Genomic DNA, 22,270 nt, shown 5'->3' with positions numbered 1-22,270 from the left:
CGGACGCCCGCCCGCCGCGGATGGGCGAGCGCGATAGGATGGGAAAGAAACAAAGGTTTAACTCAAAGTTGTTAAGAAAGTGAGGCCCGCAATGGCGATCAAAGTAGGAGTCTTGGGAGCGCAAGGGCGCGTCGGCAAGGCGATTGTTGAAGGCGTTAATGCCGAAGATGACTTAGAGCTCGTAGCGGAAATTAGCCGCGGGGATGACCTGCAGCAATTGGTTGATAATCACGCAGAGGTCATCGTAGATTTCACCCAGCCTGATTCAGTGATGGGGAACCTGGAGTTTTGCATCGCAAACGGCATTCACTGCGTGGTGGGCACCACTGGCTTTGATAAAGAGCGCTTGGACCAGGTGGAGCAGTGGACCCGCCAAGAGAGTGCTGGAAACGTGCTGATCGCACCGAATTTCGCCATCTCTGCCGTGATGACCATGGTGCTTGCCAAGCAGGCGGCGAAGTTCTTCGAGACCGCAGAGGTCGTGGAATTTCACCACCCCACCAAGCTGGATGCGCCTTCCGGTACCGCCATCCACACCGCAGAGGCCATTGCTCAGGCGCGCCGCGATGCCGAATTGGGCGAGATGCCGGATGCGACGGAAAAGTCCCTCGAGGGCGCGCGTGGTGCGAATGTAGACGGAATCCCAGTACATGCCGTGCGTACCCGCGGCATGGTGGCCCACGAAGAGGTTATTTTCGGTGCGCAGGGGCAATCCCTGACCATCCGCCAGGATTCCTACGACCGTTCCTCCTTTACTCCTGGCGTTTTGGTCGGTGTGCGCGAGATTGCGCAGCACCCGGGATTGGTCGTCGGGCTAGACAAGTACCTGGGGCTGTAACGGTATGGCCACTGCGAGTGAGCTAAATATCCAGCTCATTGCCGCCACCGAGTTTCACCCGCCACAGGGAACGCAGTGGCGTGCCGATGAGACGGCGACCGATGGCGAGGCCCTCGTCGAATTCGCGGGACGGGCGTGTTATGAGTCTTTTGACAAACCCAACCCGCGCACCGCGACGAACTCCGCCTACCTGCACCACATCATGGAGGTAGGCCATACGGCGCTTCTGGAACACGCTACGGCCACGATGTACATTACGGGGCTCTCGCGCTCAGCCAGCCATGAATTGGTGCGCCACCGGCACTTTTCCTTTTCGCAGCTATCCCAGCGCTTTGTGCATCCCAATGAGATGCACGTAGCGCTGCCCAAGCTGGTGGAAGAAGATGAACAATTGCGCCGGTTGGTCATGCAGGCCGTGGATGACACCCGTTTTGTCTACGATGAGCTGCTCGAGGCCTTGGAAGAAAAGCTGGATGAGCCGAATGCGCTGCTGCGAAAGAAGCAGGCGCGGCAGGCGGCGCGCGCGGTATTGCCCAATGCGACGGAAACGAGGCTCGTCGTTACCGGTAATTACCGCGCGTGGCGCCACTTCATTGGGGCGCGGGCGGCCGAGCACGCTGATACGGAATTGCGCGAAGTGGCCGTGGAGTGCTTGAAGCATTTGCAAGACCAAGCACCGGCGCTTTTCGATGACTTCCATATCACCACGTTGGCCGATGGAACGCAGATGGCCGCAAGCCCTTACGCTTAACACGCGCCACCCCGATGCGGCCAAAAGGTGCCCTAGCGGGTAACCTTGACGGCTATGAGCACAGGTATGACAGCAAAGACTGGCGTTGACACCTTCGGTCGCATTGGCGTCGCCATGGTCACTCCGTTTGATCGTGACGGTGCGCTGGACGTAGAAGCGGGTCGCCGCCTGGCAGCTCATCTCGTAGACAACGGCGTGGATTCACTCATCTTGGGTGGAACGACGGGCGAGTCTCCTACCACGTCCTTGGACGAAAAGTTGGAGCTGCTCAAGGCCGTAAAAGAGGAAGTAGGAGACCGCGTCCGGATCTGTGCGGGCGCCGGAACGAATAACACCGCAACCTCGATCGAGGTTGCCCAAGCTTCCGCCGCCGCAGGAGCCGATAGCCTGCTCGTGGTGACTCCGTATTACTCCAAGCCCTCCCAAAAGGGCGTCTATGAGCATTTTGCCGCAGTTGCTGATTCTACGGATCTGCCGATTTGCGTCTATGACATCCCTGGCCGCTCGGGCATCCCAGTGGCGTCGGATACGCTCCGCCGCCTTGCGGAATTGCCGACTATCCAAGCCGTGAAAGACGCCAAGGGCGATCTTTCCGCGGCCGCAGAACTCATCCAAGAAACCGACTTGGCGTGGTACTCCGGTGACGATCCGATTAACCTGCCGTGGCTATCCCTCGGCGCTTCGGGTTTCATCTCCGTCATCGGCCACGCTGCACCGCGTGCCTTGGTAGAACTCTATGAAGCTTTCGATGCGGGCGATTTGGCCCGCGCGCAAGAAATAAATTACTCAACGCTTCTTCCACTGACCCGCGCTCAGGCGCGGTTGGGCGGAGCGACATTTGCAAAGGAAGCTCTGCGCCTGCAGGGCTTTGAAGTTGGCGATCCCCGCCTTCCTGTTACCGCCGCGAGCGAGGAGGAACGCGAGGTACTTCGCCGTGATTTGGAACAATCTGGAGTCCTTTAAGAATGACTGAACCCCGTAACCGTTCCCGCAAGGTCACCCGCAAGGCGGGTCCACCTTCGGAAACTGAGACCGCCTCCAATGAGGCGGCTTCGCCCGTATTTCAGGCCCCTGCCAATAACGCCGGCACTGCCGGAAATGAGGAGCAGGGCAACTCTGGCAAGAATAACTCTGCCGATAGCAAGAACGACGGCGATAACAACGGCCGCCGCTCGCGTTCCCGTGGCGGCCGCAGCCGTGGTCGTGGCGGAAACGGCAATAATGGCAATGGCCAAGGTGGCAATAACCACGGTGGCAATGGCCAAGGTGGCAATAACCACGGCGGCAATAACAAGAACAACAACGGTGGCAACGGAAAGAACGGCAACGGCAACGGCAAGGGCCGTGGCCGCAATAATAATAACCGCGGCCGCCGCAACGTGCCGAAGTCGATGCAGGGCGCTGATTTGACCAAGCGCCTGCCGGAACCGCCAAAGCAGGCGAAGGATACCCTGCGCATCTACGCCTTGGGCGGTATCTCCGAAATCGGCCGCAACATGACCGTCTTTGAGTACGGCGATGAGCTGCTCATCATTGACTGCGGCGTGCTGTTCCCATCGTCTGGCGAGCCTGGCGTGGACCTCATCCTGCCGGACTTCGGGCCGATTGAAAAAAATATCGACAAGGTCAAGGCCCTCGTGGTCACCCACGCCCACGAAGACCACATCGGTGCCATCCCGTGGCTGCTGAAGCTGCGCCCGGATATCCCCATCGTGGCCTCCCGTTTCACTATCGCGCTCATTGCGGCCAAGTGTAAGGAACACCGCCAGAAGCCGAAGTTCGTTGAGGTCAACGAAAAGTCCGATGTGACCTACGGCTGCTTCCGCGTTCGCTTCTGGGCGGTTAACCACTCCGTGCCGGATGCGCTCGGCATCATGCTGGGCACCCCGGCCGGGAATATCATCCACACTGGTGATATCAAGCTGGACCAAACCCCGTTGGATAATCGCCCGACCGACCTTCCGGCGCTGTCTCGTTACGGCGACGAGGGCGTCGACCTCATGCTGTGCGATTCCACCAACGCCACCGTGCCGGGCGTATCCGCCTCCGAGGGCGATATCCCAGCCAACTTCAAACGCTTGGTGGCTAATGCGAAGCAGCGCGTCATCTTGGCTTCCTTCGCCTCGAACGTCTACCGCGTGCAGGCTGCCATCGATGCTGCCGTGGCCAATGGCCGCAAGGTGGCCTTCAATGGCCGCTCGATGATGCGCAATATGGAGATCGCGGAAAAGATGGGCTTTTTGAAGGTCCCTCGCGGCACCATCATCCCCATCGATGAGGCCGCGAAGATGGCCCCGCATAAGACCATGCTCATTACCACCGGTACGCAAGGTGAGCCAATGGCTGCGCTGTCCCGCATGGCCCGCCGCGAGCACCGCCAGATTACGGTGCGCGATGGCGATACCATCATCTTCTCTTCCTCGCTCATCCCGGGCAACGAAGAGGCCGTCTTCGGCGTTATCAATATGCTGTCCCAGATTGGTGCCAACGTCATCACCAACCAGGACGTCAAGGTCCACGCATCTGGCCACGGCTACTCCGGCGAGCTGCTCTTCCTGTACAACGCGGCGCGCCCGCGCAATGCCATGCCGGTCCACGGCGAGTGGCGCCACCTGCGCGCCAATAAGGAATTGGCGATTTCCACCGGCGTGGCCCGCGACCGGACGGTCTTGGCGCAAAACGGCGTTGTGGTGGATCTGCGTAAGGGCCGCGCGGAGGTCGTCGGCCAGCTGCAGGTTGGCCACCTCTACGTCGATGGCGTGTCCATGGGCGATGTCGATGCCGATACCTTGGCAGACCGCACCAACTTGGGCGCCGGCGGCGTGGTATCCATTACCTGCGTGATTGATAACCGCACCTCCCGCCTGCTCGAGCACCCAACCGTGGCAACCACCGGTTTCTCCGATGATGACCGGGGTGTTGTGCCCGAGGTTGCGGAGATGGTGGAAAACACCATGAATGATCTCGCCGCAGAGGGCGAGAATGACACCTACCGGATGGTGCAAAAGCTGCGCCGCAAGGTCTCCAAGCTCATGGATTCCAAGTACAAGCGCGAGCCGGTTATTTTGCCCACCATCGTGCCGACGAATTCAGGCACGCTGCTTGCCGATGACGCCGATGTCGACGCCAGCCGCGAGTCCCTGTAGGTTCTGCTACAAAAGGATTTAATTCCGGCATAGTTTCTGTGCCCCAGCATTTCGATGTCCTCGGTATGCTGGGGCACATGTCGTTTTCATCTTCCGAACGCGCCAAGATGGTCGCGCTTTTTCATCAGCTAGGTCCAGACGCCCCCACGCTGTGTGAGGGTTGGACCACGCGTGACTTAGTTGCCCACCTGTGGGTGCGGGAAAACCGTCCCGATGCCGCAGCGGGCATGTTCCTTTCGGTCCTGCAGCCCCACTTGGAAAAGGAATCCGCCAAGGTTGCCCGCCGCGATTTCGATGAGCTTGTCGATGCCTGGGGGAGGGGGCCGGCAAAGTTTAACCCCGCACGTTTTCTCGATGCCCAGCAAAATTTGGGCGAACATTTCATCCACCACGAGGATATTCGCCGCGCCAATGGCCAGACCGAACCCCGCGATTTTTCTGTGGCCGTGCAGAAGAAGCTGCACCGTTTTTTGAAGATCTGGGCCAAATTGAGCCTGCGTAAATCCACCCAGCCGGTGATCCTGCAGCCGGACGGGATGCAGCGCATCGTCGTGGCAGATAAGCACGGGGTAGCCGATCGCGGCGATCGCGTGGTCCGCGTAAGCGGGGAGGTTGGCGAACTCCTCCTGTGGGCATACGGGCGCGATGTCGTACAAGTCACCATCAATGGCGACGAGTCAGCCATCAAGATGTCAACCCTGTAGGCTAGAAAAAGCCGCTTTTGTGGCCCGTGCTGCACCTTTTTAGCCCGAACTCGGGACATTTCTCGGTTAACTAGCTCTGCCACGCGTGTGGCGTATGTGATTTGTGGGGTTTTCCGGTTAAGGTAAATGACATGTCTGTCAAAAATGCCTCCTCTCGCGGATCGCGCCGGAACCAGACGCGAGCATCGAAAAGCGCGCCTGGCCGGAAAGCGAACCGGTCGCGGCCGTCTGGCCGCAGCCAGTCCAGCGCCGGTGTGCCAGAGACGCTGGAGATGACCTCGTCTGGGCGCGCGGCAGGAACGACGCAAGAGCGTACGGGGAGTGCATTTAGGGCCGTCGGCAAGGGGCTTGGCTCTGCATTTGGTGCCACCGCGCGCGGAATGGGCAATGTTGCCCGCGGCCTAGGCAATGGCCTTGCGGGCTTAAAACCGAGCCAAGATGCACTTGCAGATGGCACGGAGGATTTCGAGAGAACAAGGGAGCCACAGGAAATTTCTGATAGCGCCGGGAAAAAGAAGAAAAGTAAGGTAACTCGCGCGCGCGATATCGCAGCAGAGGAGGAAGCACAGGCTGCCGAGGAGGCGGCGACTCCTTCTCAGGGCGGGTTGCGAGTCAATAATCCGGATGCGGTTGCCTTAGTGCTCATTGGCGTAGCCATCGTCCTCGCCGCCACCGTATGGTTCGGCGTCGCCGGCCAGGTGGGCGCCTGGGTGGGAAACCTGGTGCGCTACGTCATTGGCGCCGGCGCGTGGGTGCTTCCCATTGCGCTCGTCGCCCTGGCCATCTCGCTCATGATGGAAATGGACGGTCCATCCGGTCGCATCAATCCGCGCATTGCGGGTGGCACGTCGATCATCGTGCTGGCGATGCTGAGCCTCATCCACATCTTTGCCGGTAATCCGCCGCTCGGCTTTACCACCGATACCGCGGGCGGGGCCGGCGGTGTTGTTGGCTTTGCCATTGGCGGGATCCTCGATGCTGCGTTTACCTCCTATGTTGCGGTGCCGCTGCTTTTCCTCGTCATCATTTACGGCGCGCTGCTGGTTACGGGAATCACCATCCGCGAGGCCTACGAGCTCGTGGCGGATTCGCTGCGCTCGGCCTTCTCCCGCTTTGGCGGCAGCGATGAGGACTACGACGAGGCTGACGATGATGATCTTTACGGCCACGTGTCTGGCGATATCGACGATATTGCGCACGGCCGCGAGCGCTCCGAGCGTCCTGCGCCGAAGCGTCGCGGCACGTCCGCCCTGCGCAAGACCGGCAGCTCCTATCCGGTGCAGTCGCTTGACGATGCCCCCGCAGACGACCACACCGTCGCCTTCAACACCCCAGTCCGTGCGGGTTATGAGCCCGTAGACCGCAGCGACGAAGAACTGGGCTATGGTGCAGATTCCCGCATGGGGGATACCGATGCCTTCCCGGCAGTAGACGATGCTGACTACGCTGACGACGCGGAATCCGCCCAACCTGCGCTGCCAGAAAGCGAGCCCACCCGCGTCTTGGGTTCTGCCACTGGCGGGTCTTCTACCGGCCGCAAGTCGCGGGCTGGCCGAGCGGCTGGTGCTGGGGCCGCTGGAGTCGCTGGGCCTGCTGGCGCCGGTGCTGCCGCTGCTTCTGGTGTGGCTGGTGCCGCAGGTGCAGCCGCCAAGGCCAAGGGCGCTGCTGCTGGAGCTGCCGCTGGTGCAGCTGCCGCTGGTGCCGCCAAGGCCGGCTCCGATGCCGTGTCTTCGGCGCACGAGGAAGCCCGGCGCCTATTCCGCGAGCGCTCTGGGCGCGATGCGGCCACCGGCGCAAAGGTGGAATCCACCGCGGTGGCGGAACAGCCTGCCACACAGCCCCAAGCGCCCGCGCCTGCGCAATTTGGCAACGACAACTATGCGGTGCCCTCTACCGATCTGCTAACCCCAGGTACGCCTGCGAAGGAACGCACCGAGATCAATGACCGCATCATCGAGGCCATTACCGATGTCTTCGAAGAGTTCAACGTCAATGCTCAGGTAACTGGCTTTAGCCGTGGCCCCACGGTGACCCGCTATGAGATTGAGCTTGGACCAGGCGTTAAGGTTTCGAAGATTACGAACCTGCAATCCAACCTGGCCTATGCCGTGGCTACCGATAACCTGCGCTTGCTCACCCCGATTCCGGGCAAGTCCGCAGTGGGTATTGAGGTTCCTAACCCAGACCGCGAAATGGTCCACCTGCGCGAGGTCTTGGACGCGCCCAGCATGACGTCTTCCCCGGACCCAATGTTGATTGGCCTGGGCAAGGATATTGAGGGCGAATACACGTCCTTTTCCGTGCAGAAGATGCCGCACCTGCTGGTTGCCGGCGCTACCGGTTCCGGTAAGTCCGCGTTCGTGAACTCCATGCTGGTCTCGCTGCTTACCCGCGCCACCCCGGAGCAGGTACGCCTGATCCTCGTCGATCCAAAGATGGTCGAGCTCACGCCGTATGAGGGCATCCCGCACCTGATTACGCCCATTATTACCCAGCCGAAGAAGGCCGCCGCGGCCCTCCAATGGCTGGTGGAGGAGATGGAGCAGCGGTACATGGATATGAAGGCCGCGCGCGTGCGCAAGATCGAGGACTATAACCGCAAGGTAGTCTCCGGCGAATACCAGGCCCCGGCAGGTTCCGAGCGCGAGGTTCGGCCGTACCCTTATATCGTCTGCGTGGTAGACGAGCTGGCGGACTTGATGATGACCGCCCCGAAGGAGATCGAGGACTCCATCGTCCGCATCACCCAGAAGGCCCGCGCTGCCGGCATTCACTTGGTGCTGGCCACCCAGCGCCCGTCCGTCGATGTGGTCACCGGCCTCATCAAGACCAACGTGCCTTCCCGCTTGGCCTTTGCCACCTCGTCCTTGACCGACTCCCGTGTCATCTTGGACCAAGGCGGTGCGGAAAAGCTCATCGGCATGGGCGATGGTCTATTTATCCCGCAGGGCAAGCGCCCAGTGCGCATGCAGGGTGCATTCGTTTCCGATGACGAGGTCATGGATGTCGTCGAGGCCGCTAAATCCCAGGCCGCCCCGAACTACACCGAGGGCGTGACCGAGGAAAAGCAGTCTGAGGCGAAGAAGGAGATCGACGATGATATCGGCAAGGACATGGATGACCTCCTCGAGGCCGTCGAGCTTGTGGTGACGGCCCAGCTGGGTTCCACCTCGATGCTGCAGCGCAAGCTACGCATCGGCTTTGCCAAGGCCGGCCGCCTGATGGACCTGATGGAATCGCGCGGCGTTGTCGGGCCATCGGAAGGCTCCAAGGCGCGCGAGGTGCTGGTCAAGCCCGAAGAACTCGACACCATCCTGTGGATGATTAAGGGCGCCGACCCTGCCGATGCCCCCAAGGAAATCCAGGACGAGTTGAACCAGGAAGAAGACGATGATGCCGGTGATTCCGCAGATTCCGCTCTTTCCGATGCCCCCGATGCGCCCGATTCCGATACGCGGACGGTGCAAGCGACCTATAACCCATCGTCCGGGGCCTTCTAAGTAGTGTAAGATGGTCACGGTCTTGGAGGGGAGTACCCCACATTCGGCATAGATCGTCAACACGGTAGCTGTGCGCTCCCGGTCGTGTCGGCCCAGCGAGGAATATCCGCTGGGCGGGGGAGACCTCCGGTCACTTTCTTAAAGTAAATTCGACCGGAGGGATCTCGCGATGAACGTCCCATTGTGGGTGTGGCTGGTCACCGGTGCGGTGATTTTAGCCTTTTTTATATTCGACTTTTATTCTCACGTGCGCAGTCCACATGAGCCTACCCTGAAAGAGTCGGGCCTGTGGACCTTGTTCTACATTGCCGTCGCCCTAGTTTTTGGCGGCGTCGTGTGGGCCGTGTGGGGCCACGAGCACGGCATCCAGTTCTTTACCGGTTATGTCACAGAGCAGGCGCTTTCCGTGGATAACCTCTTCGTATTTGCGCTTATCATGGGATCCTTTAAAATCCCGCGCAAGTACCAGCAAAAGGTGCTGCTCATCGGCATCATCATCGCCCTCGTCTTCCGCCTCGTATTCATCCTGTTGGGCGCGGCGGTTATCGCGGCGTGGTCCGATATCTTCTACCTCTTCGCCATCTTCCTGCTCTACACCGCCATCAAGTTGGTCATTGATGAGATTCGGGACGCGCCGGAGACCAACCCGAACGATATGGCCATCATCAAGCTCGTGCGCAAGGCGGTAGATGTTACCCCGCAGTACCACGGGGATAAGCTCACCCACCGCGTGGACGATGGCTCTAAGAAGGGCAAGTTCGCCTTCACGCCGCTATTCGTCGCGCTGGTATCCATTGGGCTTATCGATGTCATGTTTGCCTTCGACTCCATCCCGGCAATCTACGGCATTACCTCAGAGGCGTTTTTGGTCTTTACCACCAACGCATTCGCGCTGATGGGCCTGCGTCAAATGTACTTTCTTATCGATGGCCTCTTGGACCGCCTCGTCTACCTGCCTTACGGTTTGGGCATCATCTTGGGCTTCATCGGCGTCAAGCTGCTCTTCCACGCGTTGCACGAGAATAACCTGCCGTTTATCAATGGCGGCGACAACATTGAATCCGTGCCAGAAATCTCCACGATCGGCTCGCTGGTGGTTATCGTTGGAGTCTTGGTCATCACGGTTCTTGCATCGGTTATCAAGAACATGCGCGATAAAACCCAAGGCGTAGTGGCTGTATCCCACAACCACTACGACTGGGACGAGGAAGGAAATAAGATCGTGCGCAATACGCGCGGCGATTACCTGGGCAGGGCCGAGGATCTGTCCAAGGAAGACCTACCCAACTAGGGGAGAGAGCCTAGAAGCGGGCTTTAACCGGATTCCACTCGCGGAAGCTGCGGCCCTGGAGGCAGCCTTCTTGATAGAAGGGATCATCGTTCATCAGCTGGATGACATCGGCTACCTCGGTGTCATCATCGTTAAAGCGCACAATGATGAGCGCGCCTCCTTGGGAATCCGTGAACGGTCCCGAGGCCACGATGGTGCCCTTATCAAATAGTTTCCCGGTGAACTCGCGGTGGGCCGGGCGGACCTTCGCTATCTCTGGGTTGGCCGGGTTGTATTCATAATTGACTGCAAAATATTTCATACCGGACAGTATAAATTCTCGGGGGAGTGTGCCGCGAGACCATAACCCAAGCGGGTAGTATGTATAGGGTGAATCAACCCGGAGCACAGTCAGCGCAGTCCTCGGAAGTGAATCCGCAGGTCTCTAATTGGAATCTGCCAAATTTCCTCACCTGCCTGCGTATCGTTTTCATTCCGGTCTTTGCATGGCTGGTCATCGGCGGCCATCAGTGGTGGTCTTTTGGCGTCTTCGCCGCCTTAATGCTCACGGATAAGCTCGATGGCGATATTGCCCGCGCCCGCGGGTTGATTACCGATTTTGGCAAGATTGCCGACCCCATTGCTGATAAAGCGCTCATGACCACAGCGCTTGTCTGCCTCAATATCGTCGATCAGCTTTCGGTCTGGGTCACCGTCATTATTTTGATTCGCGAATTCGGCATCACCATCTGGCGCATGGCCCTGTTGCGCCGCGGAAAGGTCGTCCCAGCCTCTAAAGGCGGCAAGCTAAAGACCGTCCTGCAGTCCTTCGCCGTGGGTCTATATTTGTGGCCGCTTCCCTCGTGGATGGATATTCCTACCTCCTTCATCATGTGGATGGCCGTCGTGGTAACGGTCATTACCGGCGTGCAGTATCTCATCGATGGACAGAAGCAAAATAGCTAAACGCAATGACCTTTACAGAATCTGACCTCGTTGCCTTATTAACAGAGCGCCGCGAGACCGTGGCCTTGTGCGAATCGCTGACTGCCGGCTTAGCCAGCGCTACTATCGCTTCGGTGCCAGGCGCGTCTGCCGTCTTGCGCGGTGGCCTTATCACCTATGCCACCGAGGTGAAATCTCACTTTCTGGACAAACCAGTCTCAGAGATCGAGCGCGTAGGCGTCGTCTCTGGCGAAACTGCAGTTGATATGGCTCGCGCCGCTGCTGCGGAAACCGGGGCGGATTGGGGTTTAGGGCTTACCGGCGTCGCTGGGCCCGATAAACAAGAAGGAAAAGAACCCGGCACGGTATTTTTAGGAATCTATTCCGCCGGGCGCATAGCGCAGTCTTTTTGCTTGCGTGACTTGGGCACTGAACGAAACCAAATTAGAAAGGCCACGGTAGGAGTTGCGATCGCCCAACTTGGTGCGATCATCAAAAAATTTCCTACCAGTGGGGAACAAATTTCATCGAAGGAGCGTTAAAACTTACGATGAACATTTCTACAGCAGTCCTCGACCACTCGGCGCAGACTGCCGCGGAACCTGCGGCAGCGGCACCATCGGCGCCACAACCTGCCCGTGCCCCCGAGCCACTATTGCGTGAAGCATTGGGCTTGACTCTGCGCGCATTCCGCGCGGATAAGTCAGTTACCCTGCGCGAATTGGCTAGCGTCGCCCGCGTGTCACCGGGCTACTTGTCGGAGCTCGAGCGAGGCCGCAAGGAAGTTTCTTCTGAGCTATTGGCCTCCGTGTGCCATGCGCTCGACGCGTCTGTGTCTGACGTCTTGATCGAGGCTGCCGGTTATATGACGCTGCCGTCGATGGATGAAGAGCTCGCGCATACCGCGCCGGCTGCTTCTGAGCTTTAACGCGTGCGGGATTCTGAAAAGAATAGCCGCGGTGGATACCTGCGATTAGTAGCGGCAGAGCCCTAGGCGTTGGGTTACTATGAACACGACAACGCGACGCATTACCACATTCCCTAGAAAGGTCTAGAGCATAATGGCGAATCCATTTGTTAAGGGGTGGAAGTACCTCATGGCACTGTTCGATAATAAAATCGAAGAGAATGCCGATCCGAAAATCCAGATTGAGCAGGCCATCGAAGATGCCCAACGTCAGCATCAAGAGCTATCGCAGCAAGCCGCGGCGGTTATTGGCAATCAACGCCAGCTGGAGATGCAACTTAACCGTCGCCTAGCCGAGGTCGAAAAGCTGCAGGGCAATACCCGCCAAGCGCTCGAGCTTGCCGATAAGGCACGCGCCAACGGCGATGAGAGCAAGGCCGTGGAGTATGAGAACGCCGCCGAGGCCTTTGCCGCTCAGCTGGTGACCGCAGAAGAGTCTGTCGAGGACACGAAGAAGCTCCATGACCAGGCATTGCAACAGGCTGAGCAGGCCAAGCGCGCCGTAGAACGCAATAATGCCGCCCTGCGCCAGAAGGTTGATGAGCGTTCGAAGCTGCTATCGCAGCTGGAGCAGGCAAAGATGCAGGAGAAGGTTTCCGAGTCTTTGAACTCCATGAACGAGCTCTCGGCCGGCGGCAACACGCCTTCGCTCGATGCCGTGCGCGATAAGATTGAGCGCCGTTACTCTAAGGCTCTGGGGCAGGCGGAGCTGGCGGAAAATTCCGTCGAAAACCGTATGGCCGAGGTGCAGCAGGCGGGTATCCAGATGGCCGGCCACTCCCGCTTGGAGCAGATCCGTAGCGAGATGAACTCCACGAAGTCCGTAGAAGCTAACCGCACTCAGGCCATCGAGGGCAATAAGGCCTCTGGTTCCGCTGCGGATCAGGCAGCGCAGCCGACCGCGAATGATGACGCCGTCCAGGCTCGCCTGCGCGAGCTGCGCGGAGAGTAACTTCGTCATCCCGGGCTTGCCATAGCGCAAACTGCACACTAGCCTCCGATCTTTCCTTTCCCGTTTCGAGCGGTGGGGGAAGGCGGAGGCTTTTTGGTGCTAGTTGGGCATGTGCCTAAGTTTCCTTAGTCACCGACGCCGCGGGCCTGAAGGGCTTCGCCAATGGCGCGAGCGCGCCGAATGGAGCGGATGATGACGGGCGTGACAAAGGCCGAGGGGGAAAAGCCAGCGCCGCGCGCCTTGCGGGCATCGAGAACCTCGTAGACCGTTTCGAACATGAGGGGGATGAGGCGGATTGTCAGGGACATCGCCAAGCTGATGTTTTCTACTGGGACGCCGAAACGATTCAGCGGCTGGAGGGATTCTTCCAGGGATTCCATGATCGCGTCGACCGTCGAGGTAAGCGTTAATAAGAAGGCCAAAATCATGGCGGCCAAGATGTTAAGGAACATCACGGCGGCGTAGTCAAAATCCTTCGCCCACCACTGGAATCCAGCTAGGGGAATGAGGATTATTAGGGGTGGCCAGAGCTGGCTCCAGGCAATCCGTGGGGGAATGCGGGCGATGAAATACGTCAATGCTGCAGCGATCACCGCGCCGCCGGCCCACGGCAAAGAGTTGAAAAAGATGCTGGTAACCAGGATAAATACCAGCAAAATGAGTATCTTCCAGCTGGGCTTCATCCGGTGGATTACGGTCGTGCCCGGAACATATACGGATAGCGGAATATTGGTTCTGCGTCGGGTCATTGGAGGTGGCTTTCTAGAGTGGCCGCTGCGCCATGAGATCTCTGTAAAAAACGATGACCTCCTGGGGAGCGCCATCGGCAGCAACTTTGTGGTCATCGATGCAGATGACACGGTCGAAATCCGTGAGGAATTCCAGATCGTGAGTAACGACGATGAGCTGCTGGTCAAGCTGCGCGAACTCGCGCTTGATGCGGTCGCGATTGCGGAGATCAAGCAGCGTCGTTGGTTCATCGGCGATGATGAGAACCGGGTCGATGACCAACACTGCGGCTAAGGCGAGCAATTGCTTTTGTCCACCAGAAAGCGTGTGCGGGGAGCGCTCGGCAAATTCTAAGAGCCCGAACCGTTCCAGGGCGGCATCGACTCGCGCAGTACGCTCGGCCTTAGGCAGCTTGAAGCGGCGCAGGGAAAAAGCGATGTCATCTCGCACATTGGGCATAACGATCTGATTTTCGGCATCGGAAAAGACGAACCCCACCTTTTCGCGCACCTTCTTGCCCTGCTCGCTGGGATTTATGCCGTCGACGGTGACGGTACCCGCGGTGGGCTCACCCAGGCCATTGATAAGCCGAGTCAGCGTGGACTTTCCGCCGCCATTTTGACCGATGACGCCGATCCGTTGCTCGCTTAAAGTGAGGTTGATGTCATCGAGGACCACCGTCTCATCGAAGGCTACCGTGACCGAGGAAAAGTCGATGGTGGGCACTAGGAGGCCTTCCTACCCATCAGGTCGGGGAATGCGGAGTGAACACCAACGGCGATGATAACGGCCACGATGAGCTTTGCGGTGTCAACGAGGACGAATGGGCCTTGCGCCGCGATGGCCGGGCCTACCTCCAACCCGGAGCGAAGCATCAAGCCGATCGCGCCACAGGTGTATTGCACCAGAAGGCCTACGATGGCGGCGATAGCGAAAACCACGGTCATGCCGCCCTTTCCGCGCGGGGCGCGATAAGCGATGGCGCCGGCTGCGATGGGGGAGAGTACGTAACCGATGATGTATCCCACGGTGGGGCCGGCAAGCGCGCGGAGCGTGGTGCCACCGCCTGCCAATACGGGCAATGCCAAACCGATAAAGAGGAATAGCAAGCCAACGTAGCCGCCGCGTTTTCCGCCCAAGATGAGGCCGGACAAAATGAGGGCGGCGTTTTGCAAGACGATGGGGACGCCGGCGGTGCCTACGGGGATAGAAACGAAGGCTAAAACGATAACGAGGGCGGTAAATACCGCTACATAGGCAATGGTGGTTGCCACGGAGTTCTTTTGCATGGACAAAGATTAGCACCTTGGAGAAAAACGCTGTAGACACACCAATTTGAACGTCGTTCAAGGAGGCTAATTCTGGGGTCCTGGTAAAAGTTTTGGAAATATTTCCGTGGTGGTGGGTAGGATTGCGCGCATGCGATTGACGGAGTACCACCAATTGGTTGTGGATGAATTTGGCGAATCAAAAGGGGCGTGGATTAGCCATTCGCATGTTTTATCAGAGCTTAATGGAACGCCGGATGAGCTTATCGAACGTGGCGTCGATCCCCGCCGTGTCTGGATAGGGCTGTGCAATGACTTCGATGTTCCCCAAGAGCGCCGTCTCGGCGTAGATTACCCATCCTTATAGGCCCAAGAGAGCCTGAAAAGGCGTGTCCATTTTCGATATTCGAACAGATGTATGTACTCTAGTTGGGGTGTCGGTGTGGGCGACTACAGTGGGATTGCGTTGAGGGCGGAACCATTTAGGGTTCTGCAGCAGTCTAATTAAGTGTTCACGCAGCGTCGTACGAGATAAGGATTTATAACAATGGCAACGAAAAAGAAATCATCCTCCGCCGCAACCAAGGGAGATGACCGCCAGAAGGCGCTAGATGCAGCGATGGCCATGATCGAAAAGGATTATGGCAAGGGCGCCGTTATGCGCTTGGGTGATGATGACCGCCCTCCCATCAAGGCCATTTCTTCCGGCAACACGGCAATCGACGTGGCGCTGGGCATCGGTGGCTTCCCGCGCGGGCGAATTGTGGAAATCTATGGCCCAGAGTCTTCCGGTAAGACGACGGTGGCGTTGCATGCCATCGCCTCGGCACAAAAAGATGGCGGCATTGCAGCGTTTATCGATGCCGAGCACGCCCTCGACCCCCAATATGCACGCCTGCTAGGCGTCGACACCGATAACCTCCTCGTGTCCCAGCCAGATACCGGTGAGCAGGCCCTAGAAATCGCGGACATGCTGGTGCGCTCCGGCGCCATCGACATTATCGTCGTGGACTCCGTGGCAGCTCTGACCCCTAAGGCGGAAATCGAAGGCGAGATGGGCGATAGCCACGTCGGCCTGCAAGCCCGCCTGATGTCCCAGGCCTTGCGCAAGATGACCGGTGCGCTATACAACTCCGGCACCACCGCAATCTTCATCAACCAGCTGCGCGAAAAGATCGGCGTGATGTTCGGTTCCCCGGAGACCACCACCGGTGGTAAGGCGCTGAAGTTCTATTCCTCCGTGCGCTGCGATATCCGCCGTATCCAGACGCTGAAGGATGGCCAGGACGCCATTGGCAACCGCACGAAGCTCAAGGTGGTAAAGAATAAGGTGTCCCCACCATTCAAGATCGCCGAGTTCGACATCATGTACGGCGAGGGCATTTCTCGCGAGTCCTCCATCATCGATCTCGGCGTAGAAAACGGTTTCATCCGCAAGTCCGGCTCCTGGTTTACCTATGAGGGCGACCAGCTGGGTCAAGGTAAGGAGAAGGCTCGTTCCTTCTTGAAGGATAACCCTGACCTTGCCAATGAGATCGAAAAGAAGATCTTCCAAAAACTCGGCATTGGGGAAGAGGCGGCAAATGGTGAAGAAGCTACCGCCATGGATGTCCCCGGTTCCGATGACCCATTGACGGATGAATCCGTAGATTTGGTCCCGAACGTCGACTTCGATGACGATTAAGCCTGTCCACCAACACTCCCACCGCTTAACACCCGCGCTATGAATCAACCCGCCCCTGAAAAGCTAGAGCAACTCCGCCAGGCCCTTGAAGCCTATGAAAAAGGAGAAGCCGAGGGCGGGCTTTTTGATCGGGAGGCCGAAGAGGCAAAGTCAAAGGTTCGGTCCCGCGCATTGGGCTTGCTTGACCAGCGTTCGCGGTCCCGCCAGGAATTGTATGACCGTTTGGTTCAGGCCGAATTCGCCCCTGAGGTGGTTGATGAGGTCCTCGATGACTTGGCCCATGCGGGCCTCATTGACGACGCCGCCTTCGCCGCCGAATGGGTGCGGCAGCGGCATAAGCGGCGAGGAAAATCGCGCAGCGTCCTCGACCGCGAGCTTCGGGAAAAGGGCGTAAGCCAAGAAGACATAGACGAAGCCCTTGCCCAAATTGACTCCGCCGATGAAGAGGCGATGGCCCGCGCCTTGGCGGAAAAGAAGGCGCGCAGCGTGAAATCCGTTCCTGCGGATAGGAAGGAACGGGAAAAGGCCTTGCGCAGGATCGTGGGAGTATTGGCGCGCCGTGGATTCAACGAGGGGATGTCTTTGAACATTGCCATTAGCGCCCTCGAGGAACGGTGCGAGGAGCTGTCTTCTCCTTAAATCCGGCGGATGGGGCTTAGTGCCTTGTTGGCTCCAACCTTGTGACTCGCACACGCGCCCCACCCACCGCGGGCCCGCGCCCCGACGCGCCGCACTATGCGCCCATTCTGGCCCACTTGCTGTCACGGGCGCCGAGCAGCGACGGTTATGAGTTGTTCTGGGTGATGGCTAGACTATGCCGACGTGGAGCAGACAATTCCTGAAACCCGTACCTATGAAGTCCGAACCTTCGGCTGCCAGATGAATGTGCACGATTCCGAGCGCATTTCCGGCCTGCTGGAGGAAGCTGGCTACGCGGCCGCAGACGAGGCCACGGAGCCGGATCTCATCGTCTTTAACACGTGCGCAGTCCGCGAAAACGCCGACAAGCGCCTCTACGGCACGCTGGGCGCATTGAAGAAGACGAAGGAGAACCATCCCGGCATGCAAATCGCTGTGGGCGGTTGCCTTGCACAAAAGGATAAGGACACCGTCCTCGACAATGCGCCGTGGGTTGATGCCGTCTTCGGAACCCACAATATGGCAGCGTTGCCCACCCTCCTCGAGCGCGCCCGCCATAACGAGGAAGCTCAGGTAGAAATCGTCGATTCGCTAGAGGCATTCCCCTCGGTATTGCCCGCTAAGCGCGAATCCGCCTACGCGGGTTGGGTATCGGTGTCCGTGGGCTGCAATAACACCTGCACCTTCTGCATCGTTCCCTCCCTGCGCGGTAAGGAAGAGGACCGCCGGCCGGGCGATATTCTGGCCGAGGTACAGGCGCTGGTGGATCAGGGAGTTTCTGAGGTCACTCTCTTGGGCCAAAACGTCAACGCCTATGGCGTGAATTTCGCCGATCCAGAAATGCCGCGCGATCGCTTTGCTTTCTCGAAGCTGCTGCGCGAAGTGGGCAAGATCGACGGCCTCGAGCGCCTGCGGTTTACCTCCCCGCACCCGGCGGAATTTACCTCGGATGTCATCGACGCCATGGCGGAAACCCCGGCGGTGTGCCCGCAGTTGCACATGCCGCTGCAGTCCGGCTCGGATAAGGTCTTGAAGGACATGCGCCGTTCCTACCGCACGAAGAAGTTCCTGCGCATCCTCGATGAGGTCCGCGAGAAGATTCCGAATGCTGCGATTACCACCGATATTATCGTCGGTTTCCCGGGCGAGACCGAAGAGGATTTCCAGGACACCATGGACTTGGTCCGCCGCGCCCGCTTTGCCTCGGCATTTACCTTCCAGTATTCCCCGCGCCCGGGCACCCCTGCGGCGGAGATGGAAAACCAGGTCCCCAAGGAAGTCGTCCAGGACCGCTTCGAGCGGCTCGTTGCGCTGCAAGATAGCATCCAGGCAGAAGAGAACCAGAAGCTCGTGGGCACTGAGGTGGAGCTCTTGGTCCAGGCTGAGGGCGGACGCAAGAACGATGAGACCCACCGCATGTCGGGTCGAGCTCGGGATGGGCGCCTCGTGCACTTTAGCCCCATTGATGCCAACGGCGCGGATATCTCGGCCGAGATTCGCCCCGGCGACGTCGTGCGCACCAAGGTCACGGGTGCAGGCTCGTTCTTCTTGCTTGCCGATGCCGCAGTAGCCACCCACACCCGCACCAAGGCCGGCGACATGTCGGCTTCGGGCCAAACCCCCACTACCGCTCCGATTGGGGTGGGCTTGGGGCTGCCGGGCATCGGCAAGCCTGCTGGCGCTGCCGCAGCGGATTCTTGCGGCTGCTAACCGGGGAGTAGGCTAGGGTGCCATGAGAGAGCGAAATACCACCACCGCCGCCCAGGAGGCGGCACAGGCGGAGCGCCGAGCAGCACAAACCATGGATCTGCGTGGGCAGAAAGTGACGCTGTGGATCGCTGTGGCGGCCTATATTGTCTACCTCATCGTTCCTTATGCCGGCTCTGCCCACGGGTGGCAGGCCTTAAGCTTTGGCACCACCGACGACGGGGTAAAGATCTCGCTGATGGAAACCGTCTCCGCGTGGCTCGCGCTACTCGGCGTGGGCGTGCTGACGACGGCAACCCTGCTGACCCGCCGCGCCACCCTCGGGCTGATTGCGTGGATGATGGTGACGGTTTCTTTCTTCGTTAACCTGTGGGGCTTTTGGTACCGCGGCTCCACCGCGGACGGCCCGGCCATTGGCATGTGGGTGGGCATGCTGGCGACCTTCCTGGCCTTCTTGGGTTTTAGCCTCGTCGCCCTGCGCCGCAGCCCGGAGCAACGCGCGGCTGAGGAGAAGGTTCGCGCCTCGGCGGGCCAGCTGGATGAGGTAGGCAAATTCCAGTCCGATATTGCGTCCCCGCAGCCGCAGGAGATGCTTGTCGATGACCGCCGGAAAAAGGCCGCCGAGCGCCACCGCCACCAGCACGAGGGCTAAAGGTGGAGCTCCCAGGCAGAAGACTGGGAGATTACCCGCGCCCCGAGCCGCGCATACAGCGCGTTCATGGCGGCGTCGCCGGCTGCGACGGAACAATAGCAGCGGCGCACCTGCGGCCACGCTTGGTTGACCTCGTGCAGGGCGGTGAGTTTTGCTAATTGTGCTAAGCCTTGCCGGCGGTGGTCGCGGTCGGTGACGGTGAGGGTCCATTCGCAGACCTCCGGATCCGCGGCCTCGTGCCGCGCCAGCTCGGTAAGCGCCACGATGTCCCCAGCATTATCGATGAGCGCCACGAGCAGCGTATGCCCGCGCCGCGAGCGCAGGCGTTGGTGCGCTTCTTCCAACCGCTGCCGGGACCACACGATGGGCTCGGTGGATAAGGTGCCGGTATCGGCATCCGCCGAGGCGACCGTTAAAAGGCGCATGACATCGTCGATATGTGCCTCCGGAATGGCATAGTCCTGCCAAACCGCGGCCGAAAGCCCGGGCGGAAAGAGGGCGGCAGCCGGGTGCTCTGGAATATCGATGGCCAATTGCCGCTCGCTATGGCGCCGCGTAAAGCCCAGGGATTGGTAGACCGCCGCCATCGCGTCGTACTCCGGCGAAGTCTCCGGCGGGTGCAGCAGGCCTACGTGCGCGACGCTGCGTCCGAGCTGTTGGGTGATTTTTAAGGCGGTATCTCCCATCCAGGTAGCCACCTTGTGCCCCTCGGCATCAAGGGGGTCACCGGGCAGCGGCAGATCGCACAGGACGCACTCGATTTCCGCGGCATTGCGCTCTTCTAAAAGTGGCAGGCTGATGTGGATAAATCCCACGTAGTCCAGCTCGGGGCTCGGTGCGGTAGCGGGAATTTGGGGCAGACCGAGCTCGGAGACGGGCCCGAGCGTCGCCGGGCCATCGACCACCGCGAAAAGGTAAGTCTGCGATTCGCCCGAACCCTGCAGGCGGTGCACCACGCGGCTAGGCGAGGTCGAGGCCGCCGCATCCCCGCTTGCTTCCTGCGCCGCCAGGTTTGCCCAGAAAACAAAGGAACGGATACAATCCGCCGGTTCAGCCTCGGCTACCTGGGTCGGGCGCGCAATCTGAACGAGGTGCACTATTTATCGTTGACGGCATTGGCAGCGGCATCGGCAAATTCCTGCCATTGCTCCGCCTGCGCGCGCAGCTCCGCGGCCTTCTTCTCCTTGCCCTTAGCCTCCGCAGCCGCGGACTGGGCCTTGAAGTCTTCCACCTTGGCCTGGAATTGGGCCACGCGAGCCTGCGCTTCAGGGTCGGTGCGCCGCCATTCGGATTCTTCCGCTTGGGTGACGCGCTTTTCTAGCTGCTCAATTTTGGATTCGTACTCGCGCACCTGGTTGCGGGGCACGAAGCCGATTTCCTCCCACTTTTCCTGCAGTTCGCGCAGCTTAGCCTTGGCCTTGTCCATGCTTTGCGATGGGTCAATCAGGCTGTCGTATTCCGCAAGCAGCGCGTCCTTTGCCTTGGCGTTTTCGGCGAACTCGCGGTCCCGCTCGTCGTTGACCGCATTGCGGGCATCAAAGAAGCGGTCCTGTGCCGCGCGGAACTTCGCCCACAGCTGGTCATCGACCTCGCGCGGGGCGCGGCCGGCCGCCTTCCACTCCGCCATCAGATCGCGGTAGGCGCGGGCGGTAGGGCCCCAATCGGTGGAGTCCTGGATGGCCTCGGCGCGCTCGACGAGTTCTTCTTTCTTCTTTCGCGCGGCCGCGCGGGCGCGATCGAGATCCGCAAAGTGCGAACCGCGGCGCCGATTAAAGGAATCGCGGGCGCGCGAATAGCGCTTCCACAGGCCGTCATCGGTCTTCTTATCGATGCCCTTAATCTGCTTCCACTCTTCCAAAATGGCGCGGATGCGGTCGCCGGCGGCCTTCCACTCGGTGGAATTCTCGGCAATCTCTTCGGCCTCGGCGGCAAGCTTTTCCTTCGCCGCAATCGCGTCCTGCCGGCGCTTTTCCCGCTCCGCCTGCGCCTGTTCCCCGGCCACAACGGAGTGATCAATAACCGCCGCGAGGCGGCGATCCAGCGCCGCGATATCGCCAATGACCGCAGCGGTAGGCAGGGTCTCGCGGAGTTCGGCGGCGGTCTGCTTGATTCCTGCGGTTTCGCTGGGGTTGGCGCGCAGGCGAGCTTCCAAAAGCTCAATCTCGGTGGCTAGATCGTCATAGCGGGCGCCGAAGTGCTCGAGGCCTTCCTGCGCAGAGCCTGCCTGCCATTCCCCAATCTTGCGCTCGCCCTCGGGGGCGGACACGAAGATGGACCCATCGGCATCGACGCGCCCCCACTTGGCCGGGTCGTTTTTGCTCGGTGATTGCACGGGCACGGGCTTGGCTGTGGGGCGGGGGCCCTTCTTGGGCATGGAACCTGGGGTAGGGGTGGGAGACATGGAAAGCCCTCCTAGACATATATCGCCGCGCGTCACGGCTGCCGGATGAAATCACTGGTTACATTACCGCGAAAAATCGCTGTGTGCCTAGAATCTATTTAATTACCTCCTCTTGGG

The 22,270-nt window shown here is 59.7% G+C and carries 22 protein-coding genes; 16 read left to right on the top strand and 6 right to left on the bottom strand.

Going from position 1 to position 22,270, the window contains the following annotated elements:
• Positions 1-91: 91 nt before the first annotated feature.
• The 7 genes from dapB to HMPREF1287_RS03745 all read left to right on the top strand — a co-directional run bounded on the left by dapB (position 92) and on the right by HMPREF1287_RS03745 (position 10,230).
• Positions 92-838 (top strand): 4-hydroxy-tetrahydrodipicolinate reductase, encoded by a 747-nt coding sequence (gene dapB / locus HMPREF1287_RS03775; protein ID WP_023017333.1) that lies wholly within the window; start codon positions 92-94, stop codon positions 836-838.
• 4 nt (positions 839-842) lie between these two features.
• Positions 843-1,589 carry an FAD-dependent thymidylate synthase gene (gene thyX, locus HMPREF1287_RS03770; RefSeq protein WP_023017334.1) on the top strand — a complete coding sequence of 249 codons (747 nt, stop codon included), beginning with the start codon at positions 843-845 and terminating at the stop codon, positions 1,587-1,589.
• A 54-nt stretch (positions 1,590-1,643) separates the two neighbouring features.
• Entirely contained in the window at positions 1,644-2,552 is a 909-nt protein-coding gene (gene dapA / locus HMPREF1287_RS03765; protein ID WP_034654087.1) for a 4-hydroxy-tetrahydrodipicolinate synthase, read from the top strand.
• Between the two features lie 2 nt (positions 2,553-2,554).
• On the top strand, positions 2,555-4,735 hold the full coding sequence (locus HMPREF1287_RS03760) for a ribonuclease J (RefSeq protein ID WP_023017335.1): 2,181 nt from the start codon (positions 2,555-2,557) through the stop codon (positions 4,733-4,735).
• A 65-nt stretch (positions 4,736-4,800) separates the two neighbouring features.
• The gene (locus HMPREF1287_RS03755) at positions 4,801-5,439 is read left to right on the top strand and encodes a TIGR03085 family metal-binding protein (protein WP_005278818.1); all 639 of its coding nucleotides are present in this window, start codon (positions 4,801-4,803) and stop codon (positions 5,437-5,439) included.
• A 131-nt stretch (positions 5,440-5,570) separates the two neighbouring features.
• Positions 5,571-8,939, top strand: coding sequence for a DNA translocase FtsK (locus tag HMPREF1287_RS03750; RefSeq protein WP_023017337.1), 3,369 nt, complete (start codon positions 5,571-5,573; stop codon positions 8,937-8,939).
• Between the two features lie 169 nt (positions 8,940-9,108).
• On the top strand, positions 9,109-10,230 hold the full coding sequence (locus HMPREF1287_RS03745; protein WP_023017338.1) for a TerC family protein: 1,122 nt from the start codon (positions 9,109-9,111) through the stop codon (positions 10,228-10,230).
• Positions 10,231-10,240: 10 nt separating this feature from the next.
• Here HMPREF1287_RS03745 and HMPREF1287_RS03740 read toward each other — a convergent pair whose 3' ends face one another.
• A complete protein-coding gene (locus HMPREF1287_RS03740) occupies positions 10,241-10,531 on the bottom strand; it encodes a YciI family protein (protein ID WP_023017339.1) in 291 nt (96 codons plus the stop codon).
• Between the two features lie 59 nt (positions 10,532-10,590).
• Between HMPREF1287_RS03740 and pgsA the strand changes: the two genes are divergently transcribed.
• From pgsA to HMPREF1287_RS03720, 4 genes are all read left to right on the top strand, one after another.
• Positions 10,591-11,175: a CDP-diacylglycerol--glycerol-3-phosphate 3-phosphatidyltransferase gene (pgsA, locus tag HMPREF1287_RS03735; RefSeq protein WP_023017340.1), complete on the top strand. Its 585-nt coding sequence runs from the start codon at positions 10,591-10,593 to the stop codon at positions 11,173-11,175.
• 5 nt (positions 11,176-11,180) lie between these two features.
• The gene (locus HMPREF1287_RS03730) at positions 11,181-11,696 is read left to right on the top strand and encodes a nicotinamide-nucleotide amidohydrolase family protein (protein ID WP_023017341.1); all 516 of its coding nucleotides are present in this window, start codon (positions 11,181-11,183) and stop codon (positions 11,694-11,696) included.
• An 8-nt stretch (positions 11,697-11,704) separates the two neighbouring features.
• Positions 11,705-12,082 carry a helix-turn-helix domain-containing protein gene (locus tag HMPREF1287_RS03725; protein ID WP_023017342.1) on the top strand — a complete coding sequence of 126 codons (378 nt, stop codon included), beginning with the start codon at positions 11,705-11,707 and terminating at the stop codon, positions 12,080-12,082.
• Positions 12,083-12,215: 133 nt separating this feature from the next.
• Complete coding sequence (locus tag HMPREF1287_RS03720; protein WP_023017343.1) at positions 12,216-13,073, top strand: PspA/IM30 family protein; 858 nt, start codon at positions 12,216-12,218, stop codon at positions 13,071-13,073.
• 125 nt (positions 13,074-13,198) lie between these two features.
• Here the strand turns inward: HMPREF1287_RS03720 and HMPREF1287_RS03715 are convergent, their stop codons facing one another.
• From HMPREF1287_RS03715 to HMPREF1287_RS03705, 3 genes are read right to left on the bottom strand one after another with little or no spacing between them, the layout of a single operon-like run.
• Entirely contained in the window at positions 13,199-13,822 is a 624-nt protein-coding gene (locus HMPREF1287_RS03715) for an energy-coupling factor transporter transmembrane protein EcfT (RefSeq protein ID WP_023017344.1), read from the bottom strand.
• A gap of 13 nt (positions 13,823-13,835) precedes the next feature.
• Complete coding sequence (locus tag HMPREF1287_RS03710) at positions 13,836-14,528, bottom strand: energy-coupling factor ABC transporter ATP-binding protein (RefSeq protein ID WP_023017345.1); 693 nt, start codon at positions 14,526-14,528, stop codon at positions 13,836-13,838.
• Entirely contained in the window at positions 14,528-15,091 is a 564-nt protein-coding gene (locus tag HMPREF1287_RS03705; protein WP_023017346.1) for a biotin transporter BioY, read from the bottom strand. Before HMPREF1287_RS03705 ends, HMPREF1287_RS03710 begins: the two co-directional genes overlap by 1 nt.
• Positions 15,092-15,221: 130 nt before the next feature.
• On the opposite strand from HMPREF1287_RS03705, the gene HMPREF1287_RS12070 reads away from it, so the two are divergent.
• The 5 genes from HMPREF1287_RS12070 to HMPREF1287_RS03685 all read left to right on the top strand — a co-directional run bounded on the left by HMPREF1287_RS12070 (position 15,222) and on the right by HMPREF1287_RS03685 (position 19,752).
• Positions 15,222-15,437: a DUF3046 domain-containing protein gene (locus tag HMPREF1287_RS12070; protein WP_023017347.1), complete on the top strand. Its 216-nt coding sequence runs from the start codon at positions 15,222-15,224 to the stop codon at positions 15,435-15,437.
• Positions 15,438-15,617: 180 nt separating this feature from the next.
• Entirely contained in the window at positions 15,618-16,754 is a 1,137-nt protein-coding gene (gene recA / locus HMPREF1287_RS03700) for a recombinase RecA (RefSeq protein WP_005283473.1), read from the top strand.
• A gap of 39 nt (positions 16,755-16,793) precedes the next feature.
• On the top strand, positions 16,794-17,393 hold the full coding sequence (gene recX / locus HMPREF1287_RS03695) for a recombination regulator RecX (protein WP_023017348.1): 600 nt from the start codon (positions 16,794-16,796) through the stop codon (positions 17,391-17,393).
• 183 nt (positions 17,394-17,576) lie between these two features.
• A complete protein-coding gene (gene miaB, locus HMPREF1287_RS03690; RefSeq protein ID WP_023017349.1) occupies positions 17,577-19,103 on the top strand; it encodes a tRNA (N6-isopentenyl adenosine(37)-C2)-methylthiotransferase MiaB in 1,527 nt (508 codons plus the stop codon).
• A gap of 22 nt (positions 19,104-19,125) precedes the next feature.
• Positions 19,126-19,752 carry a hypothetical protein gene (locus tag HMPREF1287_RS03685; RefSeq protein ID WP_023017350.1) on the top strand — a complete coding sequence of 209 codons (627 nt, stop codon included), beginning with the start codon at positions 19,126-19,128 and terminating at the stop codon, positions 19,750-19,752.
• On the opposite strand, the gene HMPREF1287_RS03680 is transcribed toward HMPREF1287_RS03685, so the two are convergent.
• Together HMPREF1287_RS03680 and HMPREF1287_RS03675 are read right to left on the bottom strand one after the other, a co-directional pair.
• Complete coding sequence (locus HMPREF1287_RS03680; RefSeq protein ID WP_023017351.1) at positions 19,749-20,849, bottom strand: GNAT family N-acetyltransferase; 1,101 nt, start codon at positions 20,847-20,849, stop codon at positions 19,749-19,751. The genes HMPREF1287_RS03685 and HMPREF1287_RS03680 overlap by 4 nt on opposite strands.
• The gene (locus HMPREF1287_RS03675; protein WP_023017352.1) at positions 20,849-22,153 is read right to left on the bottom strand and encodes a DUF349 domain-containing protein; all 1,305 of its coding nucleotides are present in this window, start codon (positions 22,151-22,153) and stop codon (positions 20,849-20,851) included. The genes HMPREF1287_RS03680 and HMPREF1287_RS03675 overlap by 1 nt, the downstream gene beginning before the upstream one ends.
• Positions 22,154-22,270: the final 117 nt, after the last annotated feature.

Source organism: Corynebacterium sp. KPL1986 (genome assembly GCF_000477975.1).
Lineage (GTDB): Bacteria > Actinomycetota > Actinomycetes > Mycobacteriales > Mycobacteriaceae > Corynebacterium > Corynebacterium accolens.
This window is presented reverse-complemented; position numbering and strand designations above follow the sequence as displayed.

Coding starts and splice junctions, on each gene's coding strand:
- recX (WP_023017348.1), top strand. CDS start 16,794: ATGAATCAACCCGCCCCTGAAAAGCTAGAGCAACTCCGCCAGGCCCTT.
- HMPREF1287_RS03750 (WP_023017337.1), top strand. CDS start 5,571: ATGTCTGTCAAAAATGCCTCCTCTCGCGGATCGCGCCGGAACCAGACG.
- HMPREF1287_RS03745 (WP_023017338.1), top strand. CDS start 9,109: ATGAACGTCCCATTGTGGGTGTGGCTGGTCACCGGTGCGGTGATTTTA.
- HMPREF1287_RS03760 (WP_023017335.1), top strand. CDS start 2,555: ATGACTGAACCCCGTAACCGTTCCCGCAAGGTCACCCGCAAGGCGGGT.
- HMPREF1287_RS03730 (WP_023017341.1), top strand. CDS start 11,181: ATGACCTTTACAGAATCTGACCTCGTTGCCTTATTAACAGAGCGCCGC.
- HMPREF1287_RS03705 (WP_023017346.1), bottom strand. CDS start 15,091: ATGCAAAAGAACTCCGTGGCAACCACCATTGCCTATGTAGCGGTATTT.
- HMPREF1287_RS03720 (WP_023017343.1), top strand. CDS start 12,216: ATGGCGAATCCATTTGTTAAGGGGTGGAAGTACCTCATGGCACTGTTC.
- HMPREF1287_RS03725 (WP_023017342.1), top strand. CDS start 11,705: ATGAACATTTCTACAGCAGTCCTCGACCACTCGGCGCAGACTGCCGCG.
- dapB (WP_023017333.1), top strand. CDS start 92: ATGGCGATCAAAGTAGGAGTCTTGGGAGCGCAAGGGCGCGTCGGCAAG.
- HMPREF1287_RS03715 (WP_023017344.1), bottom strand. CDS start 13,822: ATGACCCGACGCAGAACCAATATTCCGCTATCCGTATATGTTCCGGGC.
- HMPREF1287_RS03675 (WP_023017352.1), bottom strand. CDS start 22,153: ATGTCTCCCACCCCTACCCCAGGTTCCATGCCCAAGAAGGGCCCCCGC.
- recA (WP_005283473.1), top strand. CDS start 15,618: ATGGCAACGAAAAAGAAATCATCCTCCGCCGCAACCAAGGGAGATGAC.
- pgsA (WP_023017340.1), top strand. CDS start 10,591: ATGTATAGGGTGAATCAACCCGGAGCACAGTCAGCGCAGTCCTCGGAA.
- thyX (WP_023017334.1), top strand. CDS start 843: ATGGCCACTGCGAGTGAGCTAAATATCCAGCTCATTGCCGCCACCGAG.
- HMPREF1287_RS03755 (WP_005278818.1), top strand. CDS start 4,801: ATGCTGGGGCACATGTCGTTTTCATCTTCCGAACGCGCCAAGATGGTC.
- dapA (WP_034654087.1), top strand. CDS start 1,644: ATGAGCACAGGTATGACAGCAAAGACTGGCGTTGACACCTTCGGTCGC.
- HMPREF1287_RS03685 (WP_023017350.1), top strand. CDS start 19,126: ATGAGAGAGCGAAATACCACCACCGCCGCCCAGGAGGCGGCACAGGCG.
- HMPREF1287_RS12070 (WP_023017347.1), top strand. CDS start 15,222: ATGCGATTGACGGAGTACCACCAATTGGTTGTGGATGAATTTGGCGAA.
- HMPREF1287_RS03740 (WP_023017339.1), bottom strand. CDS start 10,531: ATGAAATATTTTGCAGTCAATTATGAATACAACCCGGCCAACCCAGAG.